This is a genomic window from Brumimicrobium sp. (assembly GCA_023957385.1).
In the GTDB taxonomy this organism is placed as follows: Bacteria; Bacteroidota; Bacteroidia; order Flavobacteriales_D; family Crocinitomicaceae; genus Brumimicrobium.
Genome location: JAMLGZ010000002.1, coordinates 589,407 through 608,327 on the forward strand (window position 1 = coordinate 589,407; position 18,921 = coordinate 608,327).

The window sequence follows — 18,921 nt, forward strand, 5'->3', positions numbered from 1 at the left end:
TATTTGATGTTATAGGTTGTTTAATTTTTAATAATCTTTTTCGACTTGAAATACTCATTATCTACGTAAAATATGCAATGATAAACTCCTGAATTCCATGTTGAAGAGTTTATTTTGAGTACCTCTTTGTCTATATACTCATTTCTCGAAACGAGTTTTCCCATCATATCATACACTTCCAATCTTATTACTGAATGCTCAGGAATTGTGGGAATTTGCACAATAAAATTATCCGAACTTGGGTTAGGGAAAATAGTAATGTCATCAAAACTAGGAGACCTACAGCTTTCATAGTTCCACTCTGTATTACCTTCACAATCTGTTTTTACAAGTATGCTATAATATCGATTATTACTAACTTCATAAAGTAAATCCCTTCCGCCTATCAATACCCCTCCATCAGAAGTAAGAAGTGAATGAATATATAATTCAGTAATGTCTTTTTCTCCGTAGTGATTTTCCCATAAAAATTCTTTTTCAGGATTAAGTTTAGCTGCATATAACTGCGAATAATAAGGAGGAGATACTTCCTGTCTTCCTATTATGTAAATATTATTATCATTATCTGAAAAAATATCACTTGGACCGATGCCTTCTGCCTTTTCGGGATATTTTTTATAAAAAATTTCATTTCCATTTTCATCAAATTCAACAACTACAATATTTTGTGTGTATGTACTGTCTGTGATATTATCAATTACAAAATGAGCGATTACATTTTTCTTTTTAAAAGGTGTAGCGTCAGCAAACCATAATAATGAATCTGATCCTGTTGATGATGACTGATAATTCCTCATATTCTTTCTCCAAATCTCATTTCCATTCAAATCTGTTCTTATAATAAAATGATTAGTTTGCCATAAAGGAACATCCAAACTATTCATCTTTAGTAAAAATCCATCATCCATAGGTTCAATTTTAGTCATTCGGTCAGAGAAGTGAGAAGTATTTAAGTCAGCACTGTATATTTTCTTCCATAAAACATTTGCTTGAAAGTCTAATTGAATTAGTTCTGCAACTGTACTCATACTAGTTGAATCAAATCCTGAAGTTGCTATTAATAATCCCTCAGAATTTAGTTTTATATCTCCGATTAGATTGTCATTTGCCAATACCTTATCATTTCCAAACATGTAATCTCCAATTATATCCCCATTATTAGAATCGACCTTTAATATTAGGTTGTGTTGGTTTCCTTCAATTCGCCTAAGACCTCCAACATAGAAATACCCATCATGATAAACTACAGCTCTATAGTTTTCATACTTATCAGGCTCAGGAGCATTCACAATTTTATCCCAAATTACATTTCCTTGTTTATCGATCTTCATTAAGAAGCCATTAGATTCACCTCCTTGCACAGCGTTTTGACCTACAATTAAAAATCCATTTTTAGACTCTGCTACTGAAAAAGATTGATTACTGTAAGGTTGAATATGTTTATAGTAAAATGCACCTTGGGCAATAATTTGCCCAAAGCACATTAAATAGACTATGATTATAAATAAACGCATGTTTATTTCATCAGTTTTGTTGAAAGTATGGTTCTTTCTGAATTATAAATTTTAAGAATATATATTCCTCTATGATATGAAGATAAATCGATTGGGATTTCAAAATTTCCAGGTGCTGCATTTCCATTTAATAATAATCTACCAGACATATCATATAATTCATAAGGTTGAATCTTTCCACTTTCGGGGATAAAAACTAAATATTGATACTCCCCCATGTTCATAACCGTAAGTTCAATTGATTTTTCTTCTTCTGCAATATTCGATGTTTGATTAATAGAGTTAATGCAACTTACCCTTCCATAAAACATTTCATTATTGTAACCGGGTGCATTTCCAAACATATTATAGTCATAAGTATCGGAATTTACTTTTTCAGCACCATCTCTGATTAAATCTCTTACATCACTCCAAGTAAGTGAAGGATTCTTTTCTAAAATCATTGCTGCTATAGAAGCAACAATGGGAGAAGAAAATGAAGAACCTAGAGTAACAGTATGACTCCCTTGCCCTAATAGACTTAAAATGGTGGTCATTAATAATTCTCCTGGTGCCACAACATCATAGTTATATTCAGGAGGACCATACGTTGAGCCTTGCCCTGAGGTTACTGACCAACCACCACCAGGAGCATTGGAAGAACAACGATAATCATTAGGATTCGACCAGCCAACCCCAATTACATTTGGCATATTGGCGGGAAAATGACTCCCTTCTACATCATCATTACCAACGGCTGCAACACAAACTATACCTAACGCAATATTAGGATTATTTGGATCGGGTCTTCCAGTTGCAATGGCATTGTTAATTTGAATATCTATTGATCCAAAAGCAGCGTTAGTTTTAAAGCTCATATTGATAATATCCACCCCTTCAAAAACAGCAGCTTGTATAGATTTAACTATTTGAGTATTCATAGTGGGTATATCGGTAAACTCATTAATATATGGAATAACTTCAGTGTTGTATGCGGCTCCTACAGCCCATCTTTGACCTAGAGTGGTATTGTTAGGAGTTGCTGCAACAATACCCGTTACTTGCATTGCATGCCCATTATATTGAAGTTGGAAGTCTGATGTTTCATATTGCTCTGACATTGCATTAAATGCTTTAGGAATATTGGAACCTTCAAAATCATTGTGAGAAAACTCAATACCACCAAAATCAATGATACCCATTTTAATTCCTTTGCCAGTATATCCCGCTCCCCAACATTCACAAAGGTCTGCATCCGCATCATTTTTTCCTGATGGTCCATTCCAGATTACATCTCCAGTGTTTCTAATGTGCCATGTCCCTCGAATATTACCTGGAGTTAGAGCCATTTCTGTTGTTGGCTGGCAGATAAGTGGCTCTACTGAAAATGCATTAGGTTCAGCTAACTTTACCAAATCTATTTCATTTTCATTAATTTTAGCAGATATATTAATCGTTGCCATAGAGTCGATCTCTGTGGATTCTTTCAACTGGAAAATATAAGACCAACTAACTTCTTCTGGAAGTCCTTCAATGGGTTCATACACAAGTTTTAAGTTGTATTTGTTGGCAAGATTATTAACCTTAATGCTGGATAAATTTGGGTCTTTAAACGTAACTAGGATCAAATCATCAGTTGGGTAATATTTGTTTTCTGAGTAATGGGCATCCTTAGTTTTGCTAATACTCCAAGCATAAGATTTAAAGTTCTCTAGAGATTTTAAAGAATTTATAAATTCTTCACGCTGTTCTTTTGTAGATGTATTGGAAAAATAAACAAAATTAAAAATTGAAAAAGAATTTGAGTAAGTTGATGTAGAATCTATGTAACCTGGTAAATCATAGTTGTAAATAGAATTATCGGTGAAGTTGAAACTAAACACATCTTTTTGAACATAGTACCAATCTTTCTGATGTTCCTTATTATATAGATAAACACTATCTGGCATGTTAATTTGACCTATCGTTGTGTTACAACAAAGCATTGTAGTTTAACAAATGTAAATTACTTTTTTCATTTTACTTAATTTTTAATTAATAATTTGCTTTATCATTAAAACGTTAGTCTTAAGAAGGCTATTCTCAATTTTTCTTTATATCAAATGATCAGAACTTTAAATTTTTACTTAACCTATGTTGCTATTCTTTATCACTTTTATATAAAATTGTAATCACTCGTAACCAGTGTATTAAATCAGTGTTTTTCTCGATAAATAATCTAAAATCAACCAAAAAAGTCGTTGCAACGCTTTTTTAGTAAATGAAAATTATAAGTATTTTTTTATTTTGCCAAATAAAAATTGTTAAAAAATCCGTTGTGCAATTATAAAAACTGATAAAACCATTCATTTCTACTGTATATGGATTGTGTTTTTTTGTAAGAAATATGAATTATTAAAAAATAGACCCCGAGTAACCAAGGCTCTTGGGGTGACAACTGTGGAGGAAGATTATCGGTCGACAAAGCCGACCGCCTTATCCTCCTTTGTTTTGTCAGTCCTCGATACAATTTTCTGTATCTTATTCTAAATGCGTAACGAATTATTATTTTCTTTTAATTAATGAATTAAAAAAGTTTGAAAAAAATAGTTTTAAATTAATTTGTATGATTCAAATCATGGTTATGTGGTTTTGATTATAGTTTCTTTGCGCTATATCTTGTAAAACATAACGTAATGAAAATACAAATTTTAAAATTTAAAATAGGGCTATCCTTACTACTTTCTTCTTTTCTTTTAAACGCTCAAGAAAGTGATACTTCACTCACAAAGATAATGAATCTTGGAGAAGTCGAGATTGTTACCTTTAAAAAATTTGATGACCCAAATAAGCTAGATTCAAAAGAAATTCAAGCTTTCAATAAAGTGAATGTAGCTGATGCCTTGAATATGGTTTCGGGTGTGCATATTACACGGTCAGGAGCTAGAAATGATTCTTTAGTATCTCTACGTGGTTTTGGGTCTCGTCAAATTCCAATTTATATAGATGGAATTCCTGTATATATTCCGTATGATGGACTTGTTGATTTAGCAAGATTTACCACAGCTGACATTGAAAGAATAGATGTGTCTAAAGGGTTTTCCTCTATTATTTATGGACCTAATTCTTTGGGTGGAGCTATTAATTTGGTTAGCTCGAAACCGAGAGAGAAATTTGAATTCAATGGCTCTTTGGGTATGATTAATAACAATGGATATAAAGCAACTTTCTCATGGGCAGAAATTTACAATAACGAAGTGGGGAATGGTGTGTATGTTCTATTTGAAGAGAATGGGTTGTCGATTAAAGAAAAGGGCGACATGATTCTAATCTCAAAAAGTGATATAAAAACAGGACCTCGTCATGTTTTTTGGTTGAGTAGTATTGAAGTGAATAAAGTAGAATAAATGTATGACGTAAATCATATTATTGAAAAATAAATATGACTTATTTTACGCTATAGTTAAGAAGTTATAACGATGAATTTAAACTGGATAAAAGAAAAAGTACGTTTCGATCGAAATGAGTTTTCAGGAGCTTTTGGGGATATTGGAACTGATTTGCCATTGATTTTGGCAATGATATTGAGTTCCCAAATAAATGGAGCCAGTGTTTTTATTGTCTATGGCTTGATGCAATTGTTTACTGGATTTACCTACGGTATTCCGATGGCGGTTCAGCCTTTAAAAGCCGTCGCAACGATTGTAATTGCTGGAAGCATTGGAGGAGATGTTATTTTTGTTGGAGGATTTATGATAGGAGTTATTATGCTCGTTCTAACAATCAGTGGGGCTATTAAATGGTTGGGCAAAATAATTCCAATTTCAGTAATTCGAGGAGTGCAACTCGGATTGGGAATTACCTTAGCGAATATCGCTCTCAAAAAATATGTTTTACCAGATTCAGAATTTATACAGTATGCTTTGGTTTTTGTGGCATTAGTCGCAGGACTAATTTTTATAGGAAACAGGAAATATCCGCCAGCCTTTTTTATTTTAGGAATTGGGGTGATTTATTCTTTTGTGATGCATTTTGACTTGACTTTTTCTTTATTTAAAGAAGTATCTATACAATTACCTGATTTCCAAATTCCAAATTTTGAATTAGCAGCCAACGCGATTATTCTACTTGCGCTACCTCAAATACCCCTGTCACTTGGGAACTCAATCTTTGCAAGTCACCAATTAATAAAAGACTTATTTCCTGAAAAGCAAGTAGGTATTAATAAGATTACCTATACGTATTCTTTTATGAATATTTTTTCCCCACTATTAGGAGGTATTCCAGTTTGTCATGGTTCAGGTGGTTTGATGGGGCATTACAATTTTGGAGGAAGAACAGGTGGTTCAGTCGTGATATATGGTCTATTCTTTATCATCCTAGGAATTTTCTTTGCGACAGGAATACAAAATTTCTTTTACTTGATTCCATTACAGATTTTAGGGGTTATTCTCTTTTTTGAATCAATTTCTTTGATATCGATTGTCTTTAAAGATAAATATTCTAAAAATGAAATATTTGTAGTCGTTTTTGTTGGTTTGGCTGCGTTTACACTCCCTTATGGTTTCTTAATTTCAATGATATTAGGAACGCTTATTTACTATTATTTTAAGAAGAAGAAATCAGAGTCAAAAGAAGATGTGAAGTGTGTATGATATAAAACATGTTTTAAATAAAATAAAAAATAGAATTTTGTAAAAAGATAGCGTATGAAAGATGTAGAAAAGAGTGAATTAGTTGAGCAGGCATTTGAATTTTGGTTTAATGGACAAGAACATATCCGTTCTCCTTTTCCAAGTTATATTCACAATGAATTGAAGCAACGTGCAATTATTCGTTTTAATCAATGGTTAGATGGTCTGAAAGATGATTTGAAGGATGAGATTAACGATGAAATTGTAGCTGAAAAATTTGAAGAGATTCTATTTGAAGAGGCTCACAAGTTGGTTCTGACAGAAGATGAAAAAAATACCATTCTCTATCCTTTTTTACCTCGAGTTGGAGATCATCTGAATGATTATGAAGGGAAAAAAAGCGAAATTATTGATCGACATATATTAGCTGAAAAAGATGTTACCTATCTAAAAGTGAAATGTAAACGCATTGAGGATGATAATATCTGGGAAACATCTTTTGAGTTGCCAGTATAGTCTTTACAAATTAGTGTGATTTCACCAATTGGTCATTCTCATATTCATTTATTTGAAGAATGTTTCCTTTGGAATCATAGGAGATTTGTTCCCCATTTAGTAAGTTGTTCTTGTAAGTACTTTTAAGTATCACATGTTCCATGGTATCGTAAACAAACCAATCACCTTCTCTTTTGCCTCTGTGAAAAGATCCACTCAACTGTTTTTTTCCGTTTTTATGATACCAAGTCCATTGACCTTCACTCAGGTTATTTTCGGTTACTCCTGTGCGTATAGGTTTTCCGTTATCATATTCTAATACTTGTTTTTCTCGAGTAGAAAAATGATATATGGCAATGGCTATAATGATAAGAGCCGTGATAACCTTATGGGTGCTGTTGTAACTATACATATTTAATCGTGGCGACTTCCTCTAAAAACTTTAAAGATATGTAAAACAGCTGGAAAAATCGCATCCATAGATTCAGAAGCTCCTTTGGTGGAACCTGGTAAAGCAATGACGAGTGAATTATCTTTTACGCCTGCGATACTCCTAGAAAGCATAGATAAGGGTGTTCTTTCTTGCCCATAATGTCGTATAGCCTCTTCAATTCCCGGGATTCTCCTGTCGAGAAGTGGAAGTAGTGCTTCCGGTGTTACGTCTCGTGGGGAAAGCCCTGTACCGCCTGTATAAATAATTAGATTAGTTGATAAATCACAGTATTTTTTTAGTTTTTCTTGAATATCACTTGCCTCATCTGGAATAACTATATAATCTGATATTTGAACTCCATTTGCCATAAGTTTCTTTTGAATTACTTTTCCTGCTTTATCTTCTTTTAAACCTTTAGAGATGGTGTCAGAACATACGATTACAGCAGCATTTAGACCTAATTCAGTATATTTATCTCTCCAATCTGATTTTCCTCCGGCTTTGGAAAGTAGTTTGATGGTTGATATTTCGATGTTCTTATCAATCGGCTTGAGCATGTCGTACATAGTTAGGGCTATGACACTTGCGCCATGCATTGCTTCGACTTCTACACCTGTTTTATATATGGTTCTAACTTCTATAGAAATGTATATCTCTAATCCCTTGATGTCATATAAGACCGCTGTATATTCAATTGGTAAGGGATGACAATCTGGGATAGAATCACTGGTTTTTTTTACTGCAAACAACCCTGCGGTTTTTGCCATTTCAAAAACATCTCCTTTAGGAACAGTTTTGTTAACTATGGCGTCTATAGTTTCTTGCTTGGATACTCTTACAATTGCTTGTGCTATAGCTGTACGCAGCGAATTGCTTTTATGTGTGATATCTACCATGTCCTCTAAATTTTATTTAATCTATTCCTTTTTAATTGTCAGTCATCGTTTCTAAATTATCATTCCAAAATCGAGTGTTTTTCATTCCTTTTCGTCATTGTCAAATCGAGTGTTTTCTGAAAGAAAATGTATCGAGATTTGACTATGATTAAGTATTTACTTTCCATTGATGTGTTTGATCCTCAAAGATTTCCCTTCCAAATACAGGAGCTCTTTCTTTTATCTCCTCTACCACATATTCTAGCGCTTTTTGTGCCATTCTTCGGTGTTTAGATGAAACAAAAACAAATAAGCAGATTTCACCTGCTTTTACAATTCCTAAACTGTGATAGATGTGCATACACACTAAATCAAAACGGTCAAAAGCAGCCTCCCTAATTTCGTGAAATACTTTGTTTCCCATTTCTTCAAATGCAGTGTAGTCAATGGATTGAACGATTTTCCCATCAATGTCATCTGCTCTTACCTGACCCAAAAATAGTTGATGTGCCCCAATATTTGTCTTATTTTGGTGTTTTGCGATAGCCTCACCAATAAAGCTTGCCTCGATAGCTCCTGATTTAAAACAGTTTTTTAATGTCTTTTCCATAGTTCCAAAAATTCGTTAGTTATCCCATTTTGTAGATTAAATAATTGCTCTCTATTTAATTTCTTTTCTAGTATAGAAATAGCTCTCTCACTGCGAATACCTGACTTACATACGCAAACAATGTTCTTATTGGAAGGAATTTGATCTAATTTATCCTCTAATTCAAGAAGTGGGATTTCAACAACTTTTTCGAGTGATAATTTAGGCTGTTCATCGTGGTTTCGTACATCTAGAAATATAAAATCTTTTATGTTTTCTAATTCATTCCAGCTGATTTGCTGACAGGAAAAGTTACTACATGCTATTGATTCACTGCGTAATCCTGATTTTTCCAATAGCTCCTTATAAGGAATATTTTTTCGTTGAATAGTAATGCGTTGGGACTGATTGTTTAAAATGTTTATAAGTAATATTTGACCATTTAGTAAGCTGCCTATACCCGTAATCATTTTTATGGTTTCCATGGCTTGGTATATCCCGATAATGCCAGGAAGGATGCCTAATACACCATCTTCATTGCAATTTAGTATATTTTTATTTTCTTCTTTTTCAGGAAAAAGACAACGATATGTTGGACCATTCTGATAATTAAAGACACTTACCTGACCTTCATAGCGGTAAATTGCGCCATACACAAAAGGCTTATCAAGAAGAATGCAAGCATCATTTATTAAATAACGAGCTGTAAAATTATCCGTACAATCTACTATGACATCATAATCTGTAATGATATCTAAAATATTATCATGAGATAAAAAGCTAGGGTATGCTTTGATTGTGCAGTGAGGATTTATAAGTTGTAGTTTTTCTTTAGCTACTTCTACTTTTTTCTTTCCAACCGAATGGATATCGTAGAGCGTTTGTCTATGTAAATTATGCAGTTCTATACTATCTCCATCTGCAATACCGATATGTCCTATCCCCGCCCCAACTAAATATTGTAAAGCAGAACTTGCCAATCCACCTGCACCCACAACAAGGACTCTTGATGATTTAAGTTTCACTTGAGATTCTGCACCAAATTGATGGAGTGCTAATTGTCGTTTATAATATGTCTTTTCTTCTTTTGTAAACATAGTTTATCCACCTGAGAAAGGAGGTAATAAAGAGATTGAACTAAAGTTTCTTGAATCAAATCTTTCCACAATTTCAGTATCAATAGCTACCTGGAATGGGAGATGTGCCAATTGACTGTAAAGTGATACAAATAAAGTTCTTGCATCAGTTTGTTCACTTATTTCCAATTCGAGTGTTTCGGAGTCTTTCCCAATAGCTTCTGCTATCATTCCATAATAATTAACAAGGCACATTTTCTTCATAATATTGTAGGCTTTTTTTGTCGTTAATATTAGCGAATACTAATTCTATGTCGTCTATTCCATAATTGTCTTCTGAAAAATTTAAAATAGATGTTTGTGGATAATTAATGAGATTCTGTGCTTTTAATTCATTCTTATCTAAAAGTGATTTAATAAAATGGATAGCACTTTTTTTATAACACCCGATAAGAGGATAATAAATTCCATCTAATTTTGGGAATGTGATCTCATGATTCTTATTTGTTTGAATTAAAACATCTATAAGTTCAGGTGTTATAAATGGGGAGTCACAGGGAATAATAATATTCTCTTCGTTATTTGACATCTTTAGCGCAGAATAAATCCCTCCTAATGGTCCTTTTTCAGGAATCACATCAACACAAATAGGGTATGGGTAATGGGAAAATTTAAAAGGAGAATTTGTGTTTATAATAATATCACAAATACCATACTGCAAGAAAGTTTCGATAATAAAATCAATAAAGTATTTATTAGAAAGTTGTACAAAACATTTATCTTCTCCCATTCTGGAGCTTTTTCCGCCTGCTAATATGATTCCAGTAACGTTCATTTTACATATGCTAACTTAGACAGTTCATTGTCTAAGAAATTTTTGTTAGACTCAATTATAGAATCGTAAATATGAACGAGATGTTTACCTGTTTTACTTAAACAAGAACCACCACCATTTACGCCCCCCGCTTCTCCAATTACCAAGGGTTTTGTAAAATTGGAATTCATAGAATTTACTAATCCCCATGCTTTTTTATAGGACATTTTCATTTCTTTAGCAGCTTTGGAAATAGATCCAAATTTTTCAATATTTCTTAATAAATCAATTCTTCCTTGACCTAGGAATGATTCATTATTTGATTTGATCCATATTTTACATTCTATCTGAAAATTCGACATACGTTATATTCTCTAATATACTACACAAATTTCGTTTTATCCAATTTAAATAAATATGATATAAATCATAATGCCGAATGAATTTTGATTCAGTTAATAGTTTTAATTATTGAAGAGAAATGATCTCTACTTTTTCGCCTTTTTCAATTTTTTCTACTCCTTCTGGAAGTATAATTAAACAGTCGGCATGAACGAATGAAGAAAGCATGGCTGAGCTTTGGTCTTTCAAAATACTTACTTCAGTTTTACTTTTCTTACCTTTTAAGAAATAGGTTAAATTCTTTGATTTTACATAATTGTCATCTATAACTCTATGAGAATGGGATAGTTTAAGCTTGTCATCACCTAAATATTTGCCGAGTGCCTCCAAAACATAAATATAAAATGAAGTTAAAACAGCTGCTGGATTCCCAGGAAGTGCAAAAATAATTTTATTATCTTTCATTCCAAAGTAGAGTGGTTTGCCGGGTTTTTGTTTTACTTTATAAAATAATTCTTGAACTCCACACTCAACGAGAACATCATGAACGAAATCGTAATCCCCTACAGAAATCCCCCCTGTGAAAATGATAAAGTCATATTTCTCAATAGCCTCTTTAGCAATGGTATTTGTGCTTTCTGGGTCGTCTTTCACTATTTTTACATCAGCTTTAAATCCCTGACTTTGAAGAGCGGCTTTAAGTGTGTAAGTATTTGACTCGTAAATTTTTCCAGGAGTTAATTTTTCTCCTTGCGGTAGGAGTTCGCTTCCTGTGGCAATAATTATAATCGTAGGTTTTTTATAAACGGATACTGTGGAAATTCCTAGCATAGCTAAGTATCCAATTGAGCCGGGTGTTAGTTTAGTGCCTTTAGATAAAATAAGCTCCCCTGTCTTAGTTTGCTCTCCAATAGGTCGTATATTCTCTTCTGCTTTTACTACTTTATTTATAGCAATTGTTTTAACATCAACAAGTTCTACATCTTCCTGTTTGATTACAGCTATTGTGTTGGAGGGTAACATTGCACCCGTAAATATTCGCACTGCATCTCGTTCTCCTATTTGAATATCTTCTGCATTATCACCAGCAGCAACTTCTCCTGCTATTGAGTAAATTAAAGATTCTGAAATATGAGAAATTGCATAGCCATCCATAGCTGATTGTGCAAAAGGAGGGAAATAGATAGGTGAATATATGTCTTTACTCAAGATGTGATTTAAAGCATATTCTATATCTATATGAATTTCTTTTCCTTTTGAGACATTTTTATCAATAATATCTATGGCTTGAATGTGAGATGTCATATTTTTTATTGTAAAAATAGAAATGTTTAACATGTATTAATATGACATAAATCATATAAATATATGTTTGATTTTTTGTTTTTTATACTACATTTACCATGAATTTGTGACTAAAAAATAAATCTTATGAAAAAGTTGCCACCACAAATGAAATGTAGTGAATGTACTCATTCTAATGGATTGTTTTGTTGCCTTTCGGATACTGAAAAAGACGTGCTAAGTGAAGGTAAAGGATTTGGTTATTATAAAAAAGGTCAAGTTATTTTTAATGAAGGTAACTTTGCACATGGGGTCTTTTGTGTTTCTAAGGGTAAGATTAAATTATCTAAATTAGGAAAGGAAGGGAAAGAGCAAATCACCCGATTGGCTAATGCAGGAGAAATTATTGGATATCGTGCCTTTTTAAATGGAGAAGTTTATAAAGCAACTGCAACAGCACTTGAAGATTCCTATATCTGCATGATTTCAAAAGATAAATTTATGAATACTTTAGGAACAAATGGTGACTTATCTTTAAAGCTTTTACGTCTTATTTCGAAAGATTTAAAGACAGCTGAAGAGCATATTGTGGATATTGCACAAAATACTGTAAAAGAAAGAGTAGCAAGGTCTTTAATGGAAATGATTGAAACTTTTGGTTTTACCAACGATAAGAAAACGATTGATGTAACAATGACGCGATCTGAAATTGCAGATATGTCAGGTACAACAACCGAGTCTGCCATTCGCTCTTTACTTCAATTGAAAAAGGAAAAAGTGATTGATTTAATTGGAAAAAATATTAAGATTTTAAATCTAATGCAATTGGAAAAAATGGCTAATGTAGTGTGATTTGCTTAAAACTTATTGTTGGGCGTATTCATTCAATCTTTTCAGATCTATGATATGAATGTTCTTTGCGTCTAGTTGAATAATTCCTTCATTCTTAAATTCAGTTAAAGCCCTTACTACAGTTTCATAACGAGTTCCAACTAAACTAGCCATATCTTTTCGTGATAAAGTCAGACTAATTTTCGTCTTGTCTGTTTTATCAAACCCAAAGGCCTCTAAATTTTTTAGAACACCTGCTGCAACTTGACTCTTCATAGGGAGAGTGGTAGCTAAATTTTCGGATACTCGTAATTCTTCTGCAAAAAACATGACCATATAATAAGCAAATTCAGGATTGCTTTTTACTAAAGTTTCAAAAATATTCATAGGGATTAAAAGTACGCTACAATCAGTGAGGCAGTGTGCTGTAATCGTGTATTCCCAGTTTCCTCCAAAACCTCTATGACCAATGAAATCATCTTTGGTTGCCAATCGGATGATGCGTTGACCCCCAGCTCCTGATTGTCGGGTTACTTTCACTTTCCCTTCTAGAATGAGGTAAATACCTTTCGTCTCTTCGCCTGATTGGAAGATGATTTCTTTACGTTTCAAATCAATGATTTTGCTATGAAAATTCACAAAATCTAACCATTCCTTTGTGCAATATTTGTCTAAGATCATATTGTCTTGATTTTATCAAGCGCAATATACTAACAAAGATAGATTATAGACAAGAGAATGTTTATGATTAATATCATGCTAACCTCCGATTGTGGTCATGGTGCGATTTAGATACGAAGGTTTTACTGTGTTATCCGAATTAAAGAAGCCTCCTCTTTCTTTAGCCTTGTGTAGGATATTTTGAGTTATAATAGGCAGGATATCTTGCTGGTTTCGTAGGGCATTCAGCAAATCACTCTCTGAAGCAGAAAATAGACAGTTCTTTATTTTTCCATCGGCAGTTAGACGTATTCTGTTACAAGAATCACAAAAAGGGTTAGTCACAGAACTAATAATGCCAAATGAGCCAATTGCTCCTTTTATTTGGTAATTTTTGCACGTATCATTCTTGCTGTCTTCTAAGCGAAGTATATTATCTTCTCCGAAATGTGTGTTAACTTTTTCTAAAATTTCTTTTAAAGAGACCTGCTTGCTTTTATCCCAATTGTTACCATCAAAAGGCATGAATTCGATAAAACGTAATCGTACTCTTTTATCGGCAACCCAATTGATAAAGTCTATAATTTCATCATCATTTGTCCCTTTAATAAGTACTACATTAATTTTCACATCAAAAAAAGAATCAGCTATGATTGAATCAATATTTTCCTTAATTCGTGTAAAATAATTTCTCCTAGAAATGGCATTAAATCTATCTTCTTGTAGAGAGTCTAGACTTACGTTAATTTTTCGAAGCCCTGTTTGTTTAAATAAATCGATATAGCGATCTATTAAGATTCCGTTGGTAGTAATGGCTAACTCAACAGGTAGTTTTCCTAATTCATATAAAATTTCCTCTATATTTTTCTTAATTAAGGGCTCTCCCCCAGTTAGTCGAATTTTTGTAATACCTAAATCAACAAAGGTTTGAGTGATATGTAATAATTCTTCAGTTGTCATAAATTCTTTCTTATCTCTCAACTGTATGCCTTCTTCAGGCATACAGTAGAAACAACGTAAATTACATCGTTCTGTGAGAGAAATACGAAGGTAATTATGTCTTCGTCCAAATTTATCTACCAAAAATTTTTCAGGCATTTTCATTAATTATTCTAAAATCTTCTTCTGTTAAAAGTTGTTGAGATAGAGGAAAGAGTGTTTCATCTTCTCTGAAGATGTGCAAACGTAATAATTCTACTAATTCACGTGCTGTATTATAAGCTAAATCCCATGTCAGAAATCGTGATTCAGGATCTCGTAATCTATGAGCAAGCCCAAATAAATTAAATGACAAAGAGCCTAATTGAATAAATTTAATATGGTCATCCTCCATAACGTCTATTGCTGTTCTTTCTTCAGAACCATTTCCATGTTCTCCAGATTCTATTAATCTTTTATGTAAAATCCTAAAATAATAATGTTCTTCCTTTTCATTATGGGGAAGAATATGGTTATCGAAGTAAGTGTAGAATTTATTGAAAGCATCAGCCACTTCACTATTGAAAGCATAATGGGTTTCTTTGAAACGAATTAAAGCTTCATCAAATAACTTTAATTCTTCTTTCACCTCTTTGTGTTCATCTACTAAATTCTGTATAAAATGATTCGCATGTTCATAATCTAATCCAATAGCTGTAGATTTATCGTATGCTTCAGGTGGATCCATGGGAGACATTTCACTTTCTCCTTCCTTTTGGGCGTTTACCATGATAGGATCATCATCTCTTAATTCCTTGTTGATTTTTTTCATATCCTCTCCAAATGCACCAGTTTTTGGTTGTCTTTTTGGAAATACGCGCTCTCCTGTTTCTGGGTCTATGATTTTCATTGTATATGCCGTTATATTTTTTGGTAAATATCGCAGGATAGTGATGTTAAAACAATGATTTAAATCATACAATCAAAGTCTTTTCTTTGCTGTATAATCCTTCGAGGAGGAATAGTGTCGATATTTAATGCTAATATCTGTATATTATTCTGATAAATAGTTGATTACTTTATCATCCCACATGATCAAAATAAGTCATTTGCCTTATTGCAAAAAGATACAATTTTGATTTAAAATTGTATCATATTTTAAATCTATATCTATAAAAAAAATAAATACAACTATTGCTGCTTTAGCTATTTCCCTCTTTGGCTTAAACAGTGTTGTAGCACAAAATTACTTCGAACTACCACAATGGAAACTAAGGACGATATTCACCCCATGACTGTTATCGTAAAATCTACAGACGGTGGTAAGAATTTCACTCAACTTTCTATTCCATTTGATGATATGGTTCATAATAAGAAGCAGGTGGTTTATCATCCTTATACTAATAAGTTTTATTGTATAGATATCTTTGGAGGAATATTTGAATCTTCTGATGATTGTATGACATGGACTTGTATTTCAGATGTTACACTAGGAGCTTCTGTATTTGGAAGTATTGCCGTAGGAAAAGATTATCTATTCGCAGCATCTCTTCCACCATCTATTGACGAGAATAAGAATTATACGCAACATTTATATCGTTATGAAATTACAGGAGGAAGTACCCCATCTAGCATAGAAAAAGAAGGAACACTATTTAATGTATCCATCTATCCTAATCCTGCATCACAATTTGTAAATATTGAAAATATCCCACTGAATTCATCATTAAAAATAGTTGATATTACAGGAAGCGTAGTTTATCAATTAAGTCATACAAATGAAGCAGTGCAAGTTTCTACTACAAAATTCGAAAGCGGAGTTTATTTTATCCAGATTGAAAATGATGGAGCAAGAGCTACGCGTAAATTGATTGTGAGTAAGTAAATTATTTTCTCTTATAGGAAAGGCTAACGATTTCGTTAGCCTCTCTTTTTTATTTAAAATACCATTTTAGAGGTATTGTCCTACCGATATTGCATATCTATTTTTGCAAAAATTATTTGTATTTAATCTAAATAAAGTTAGAATGCGTATTTTTTTCTTTTTTTCAACATTTCTTATTGGATGTTTGTCTTTTGCTCAAACTGGAACTGTTACAGGTAAAATAACGAATAAACAGAATGCACCAATTACTCATGTAAAGGTATCCCTAAAAAACACAGATTATACTTCTACTACAAACGAAGATGGAGAGTATCAATTAGAAGGAGTTTCTTATGGGAAATATATGCTAATTTTTAATCATGAGTCATTTGCACCTGACTCTGTACAAATTAATATTGAAACGCATCATAAGAAGGTAGACCATATTTTAACTATTCCTATTATAACTTATGGAGAGTTGGAAGTTATAGGAAATCAAAATAAACGTCAAAACGATATAGAAGCGATTACCAGAATTCCTATAAATCCAGCGGATCAAATTCAAAATACTTATGTGCTTGATGAGATGTTATTCACAATGCAAGATGCACAACAGGTGTCAGATGCCACACGTAATATCTCTGGTATTTCAGTTTTTGCAACTCATGGTGGTGTTAGACAGTCCATGTCTATTCGAGGTTTTAGAGGGGTACCACTCTTAAAAAATGGGATACTCATTTCTAAAGATACGGGAGGTCGTGGATTTGCCTCTGATTTTGAAGGGATAGAATCAGTACAGGTCATAAAAGGAGCAAATTCTCTAAACATGGGGGCTGCTACTAGTTACGGAAATGCAGGTGGTATGATTAATCTTGTAACTAAAAATCCACGTTTTGTCAACCAAGGGAAAGTATCCATGAGATATGCCTCTTTTAACTCCTATCGTCCAACTTTTGATATTGAAGGTTTAATTGGGAAAAATAATAAAGCTGCTTTTCGAATAGATGGAGCTTATGAAAACGCTAGGAATTATCAAAACATAAAAGGAGTAGGGAAGGAGAGTTTTTATATCAACCCTTCTTTAGCTTTTAGACCTGATAATAAAACAAATATTATCTTAGAAATGGATTATTATAATATATCTCAGACCTTTGATCCTGGTACTGTGAATCTCGACCCTCAAAATGAACGAAATGAACTGTACGAGCTACCACAAGATCAATTTTTAGGCTTTATAGGCAATAATATTACGCAAAAACTATTGACCTCTTCACTTCGTGTGAAACGTAATTTGCTGCCTAAACTATATATTCGTGGAACAGCTATTTACTCAAATTATGATTCTCGAGGAACATCTTCTGCTTTATCAGCAATAGATTCAATTAATCATGTAAAGGTAAATGAATTTCAAAATACGATTTATAAACGTTCAATTGAAAGATCTAAAGAACATTCTGATAAAAATTTTGTAGCTCAGATTGATTTAGTAGGAGACCATATTCAAACGGGAATTGTAACACACACATTTCAAGCTGGTTTTGATTTTAGAACTTATAATGTAGAAGAGCGAAAGTTTAACTCCATGGTGATTGATACTATAGATGTGTTGGAGAGAGTAACTAATGATTTGCCTAAAAATTTGAAAGATTTTTCATTACTAAGCACAACGCTTACTACTACCGTCAGTACGGGTATTTCCGCACAAGAGATTATTGATATTGCTGATAGAGTTACTATAATGGGTGGTGTAAGATTAGGTACAAGTAGAAGTTCAACACCAACGGCAGCAACTACCTTAACGGGCTTTTATTTGAATCCCTATGCTGGCTTAAAAGTGAGATTATGGAAAGAGATTAGCCTCTTCGGAAATTATACAAATACGTCAGATCCTCAAAATGCTCAGTTCTTAGATGAAAATAATAAACCTCTTGGGGCAGAAACTTTTCAGCAGTTTGAAACAGGAATTAAAACTTCATGGTTTAACAAACGCCTCCGAGCTAGTGCTGTTTATTATAGAACTATTAATAATGGGATGAATATGCAGGCTGCCATTCGTAATGAAAATACCGGTGTTATTGAGCTACAGAATTATTATTTTAAAGGTGGATTAGCTGTTTACCAAGGAATAGAGGTGGATGTCATCGGACAGATTGGAGAAAACTGGTATTTAGCAGTAGGTTTTGCAAAGATGGAAGGTGTATATAAAGAATCTACTAAGTTTACAAATGGATCTTCTGTTAAGAATATACCAGATTATACGGCTAATGCGTATGTGAATTATTCATTCAATTCAAAATCTGTATTAAAAGGTTTGTCCATGGGGGTAGGTTTCTATTATATAGGGAAAATGGCACATAATGATTGGACGAACGCTCAAACTGAGTATCATGGTATTGTACCAGGTCTAGAACCTTGGGATCAGAAAGCGTATTACACTCTAAATGCTAACTTAGGTTATGATTTTGTTTATTCAAATAACCCAATATTGAGAGGGTTTAATATACGTTTAAATGTGAATAATATTACAAATAGCATTGGCTATCAATCATATCGACTGGTTACAGTAAACAGGATAACACCATTGAATTATTCTGTAAGTCTATCTTACCGATTCTAAATGGAATCTATAAATTA

The 18,921-nt window shown here is 32.8% G+C and carries 19 protein-coding genes; 6 read left to right on the top strand and 13 right to left on the bottom strand.

Annotated elements, in window-relative coordinates; genetic code table 11:
• Positions 1-20 precede the first annotated feature (20 nt).
• Positions 21-1,514 carry a T9SS type A sorting domain-containing protein gene (locus M9897_13670; protein ID MCO5269930.1) on the bottom strand — a complete coding sequence of 498 codons (1,494 nt, stop codon included), beginning with the start codon at positions 1,512-1,514 and terminating at the stop codon, positions 21-23.
• A gap of 2 nt (positions 1,515-1,516) precedes the next feature.
• On the bottom strand, positions 1,517-3,442 hold the full coding sequence (locus tag M9897_13675) for a S8 family serine peptidase (GenBank protein ID MCO5269931.1): 1,926 nt from the start codon (positions 3,440-3,442) through the stop codon (positions 1,517-1,519).
• Positions 3,443-4,168: 726 nt separating this feature from the next.
• Here M9897_13675 and M9897_13680 point away from each other — a divergent pair.
• The 3 genes from M9897_13680 to M9897_13690 all read left to right on the top strand — a co-directional run bounded on the left by M9897_13680 (position 4,169) and on the right by M9897_13690 (position 6,622).
• Entirely contained in the window at positions 4,169-4,879 is a 711-nt protein-coding gene (locus M9897_13680) for a Plug domain-containing protein (protein MCO5269932.1), read from the top strand.
• A gap of 72 nt (positions 4,880-4,951) precedes the next feature.
• Positions 4,952-6,127, top strand: a complete 1,176-nt coding sequence (locus M9897_13685) for a putative sulfate/molybdate transporter (GenBank protein MCO5269933.1) — start codon at positions 4,952-4,954, stop codon at positions 6,125-6,127.
• 54 nt (positions 6,128-6,181) lie between these two features.
• Positions 6,182-6,622, top strand: a complete 441-nt coding sequence (locus M9897_13690; protein MCO5269934.1) for a hypothetical protein — start codon at positions 6,182-6,184, stop codon at positions 6,620-6,622.
• Between the two features lie 10 nt (positions 6,623-6,632).
• Here M9897_13690 and M9897_13695 read toward each other — a convergent pair whose 3' ends face one another.
• The 8 genes from M9897_13695 to M9897_13730 all read right to left on the bottom strand — a co-directional run bounded on the left by M9897_13695 (position 6,633) and on the right by M9897_13730 (position 12,035).
• The gene (locus tag M9897_13695) at positions 6,633-7,013 is read right to left on the bottom strand and encodes a hypothetical protein (protein ID MCO5269935.1); all 381 of its coding nucleotides are present in this window, start codon (positions 7,011-7,013) and stop codon (positions 6,633-6,635) included.
• Between the two features lie 2 nt (positions 7,014-7,015).
• Entirely contained in the window at positions 7,016-7,930 is a 915-nt protein-coding gene (moaCB, locus tag M9897_13700) for a bifunctional molybdenum cofactor biosynthesis protein MoaC/MoaB (GenBank protein MCO5269936.1), read from the bottom strand.
• A gap of 148 nt (positions 7,931-8,078) precedes the next feature.
• Positions 8,079-8,519, bottom strand: coding sequence for a molybdenum cofactor biosynthesis protein MoaE (locus tag M9897_13705; GenBank protein MCO5269937.1), 441 nt, complete (start codon positions 8,517-8,519; stop codon positions 8,079-8,081).
• The gene (locus M9897_13710; protein ID MCO5269938.1) at positions 8,504-9,595 is read right to left on the bottom strand and encodes a HesA/MoeB/ThiF family protein; all 1,092 of its coding nucleotides are present in this window, start codon (positions 9,593-9,595) and stop codon (positions 8,504-8,506) included. The genes M9897_13705 and M9897_13710 overlap by 16 nt, the downstream gene beginning before the upstream one ends.
• A 3-nt stretch (positions 9,596-9,598) precedes the next feature.
• On the bottom strand, positions 9,599-9,805 hold the full coding sequence (locus M9897_13715; GenBank protein MCO5269939.1) for a hypothetical protein: 207 nt from the start codon (positions 9,803-9,805) through the stop codon (positions 9,599-9,601).
• Positions 9,806-9,815: 10 nt separating this feature from the next.
• Positions 9,816-10,409 carry a molybdenum cofactor guanylyltransferase gene (locus M9897_13720; GenBank protein MCO5269940.1) on the bottom strand — a complete coding sequence of 198 codons (594 nt, stop codon included), beginning with the start codon at positions 10,407-10,409 and terminating at the stop codon, positions 9,816-9,818.
• On the bottom strand, positions 10,406-10,750 hold the full coding sequence (locus M9897_13725; protein ID MCO5269941.1) for a LysR family transcriptional regulator: 345 nt from the start codon (positions 10,748-10,750) through the stop codon (positions 10,406-10,408). Before M9897_13725 ends, M9897_13720 begins: the two co-directional genes overlap by 4 nt.
• Positions 10,751-10,856: 106 nt before the next feature.
• On the bottom strand, positions 10,857-12,035 hold the full coding sequence (locus M9897_13730) for a molybdopterin molybdotransferase MoeA (GenBank protein ID MCO5269942.1): 1,179 nt from the start codon (positions 12,033-12,035) through the stop codon (positions 10,857-10,859).
• Positions 12,036-12,161: 126 nt separating this feature from the next.
• On the opposite strand from M9897_13730, the gene M9897_13735 reads away from it, so the two are divergent.
• On the top strand, positions 12,162-12,866 hold the full coding sequence (locus M9897_13735; GenBank protein ID MCO5269943.1) for a Crp/Fnr family transcriptional regulator: 705 nt from the start codon (positions 12,162-12,164) through the stop codon (positions 12,864-12,866).
• Positions 12,867-12,878: 12 nt separating this feature from the next.
• Here M9897_13735 and M9897_13740 read toward each other — a convergent pair whose 3' ends face one another.
• The 3 genes from M9897_13740 to M9897_13750 form a co-directional block, all read right to left on the bottom strand.
• A complete protein-coding gene (locus M9897_13740; GenBank protein ID MCO5269944.1) occupies positions 12,879-13,526 on the bottom strand; it encodes a Crp/Fnr family transcriptional regulator in 648 nt (215 codons plus the stop codon).
• Between the two features lie 78 nt (positions 13,527-13,604).
• Positions 13,605-14,603: a GTP 3',8-cyclase MoaA gene (gene moaA, locus M9897_13745; protein ID MCO5269945.1), complete on the bottom strand. Its 999-nt coding sequence runs from the start codon at positions 14,601-14,603 to the stop codon at positions 13,605-13,607.
• Positions 14,596-15,333, bottom strand: coding sequence for a hemerythrin domain-containing protein (locus M9897_13750; protein ID MCO5269946.1), 738 nt, complete (start codon positions 15,331-15,333; stop codon positions 14,596-14,598). Before M9897_13750 ends, moaA begins: the two co-directional genes overlap by 8 nt.
• Before the next feature lie 354 nt (positions 15,334-15,687).
• Between M9897_13750 and M9897_13755 the strand changes: the two genes are divergently transcribed.
• Both M9897_13755 and M9897_13760 read left to right on the top strand, forming a co-directional pair.
• Positions 15,688-16,308, top strand: coding sequence for a T9SS type A sorting domain-containing protein (locus tag M9897_13755; protein MCO5269947.1), 621 nt, complete (start codon positions 15,688-15,690; stop codon positions 16,306-16,308).
• A 142-nt stretch (positions 16,309-16,450) separates the two neighbouring features.
• Complete coding sequence (locus M9897_13760; GenBank protein MCO5269948.1) at positions 16,451-18,904, top strand: TonB-dependent receptor; 2,454 nt, start codon at positions 16,451-16,453, stop codon at positions 18,902-18,904.
• Positions 18,905-18,921: the final 17 nt, after the last annotated feature.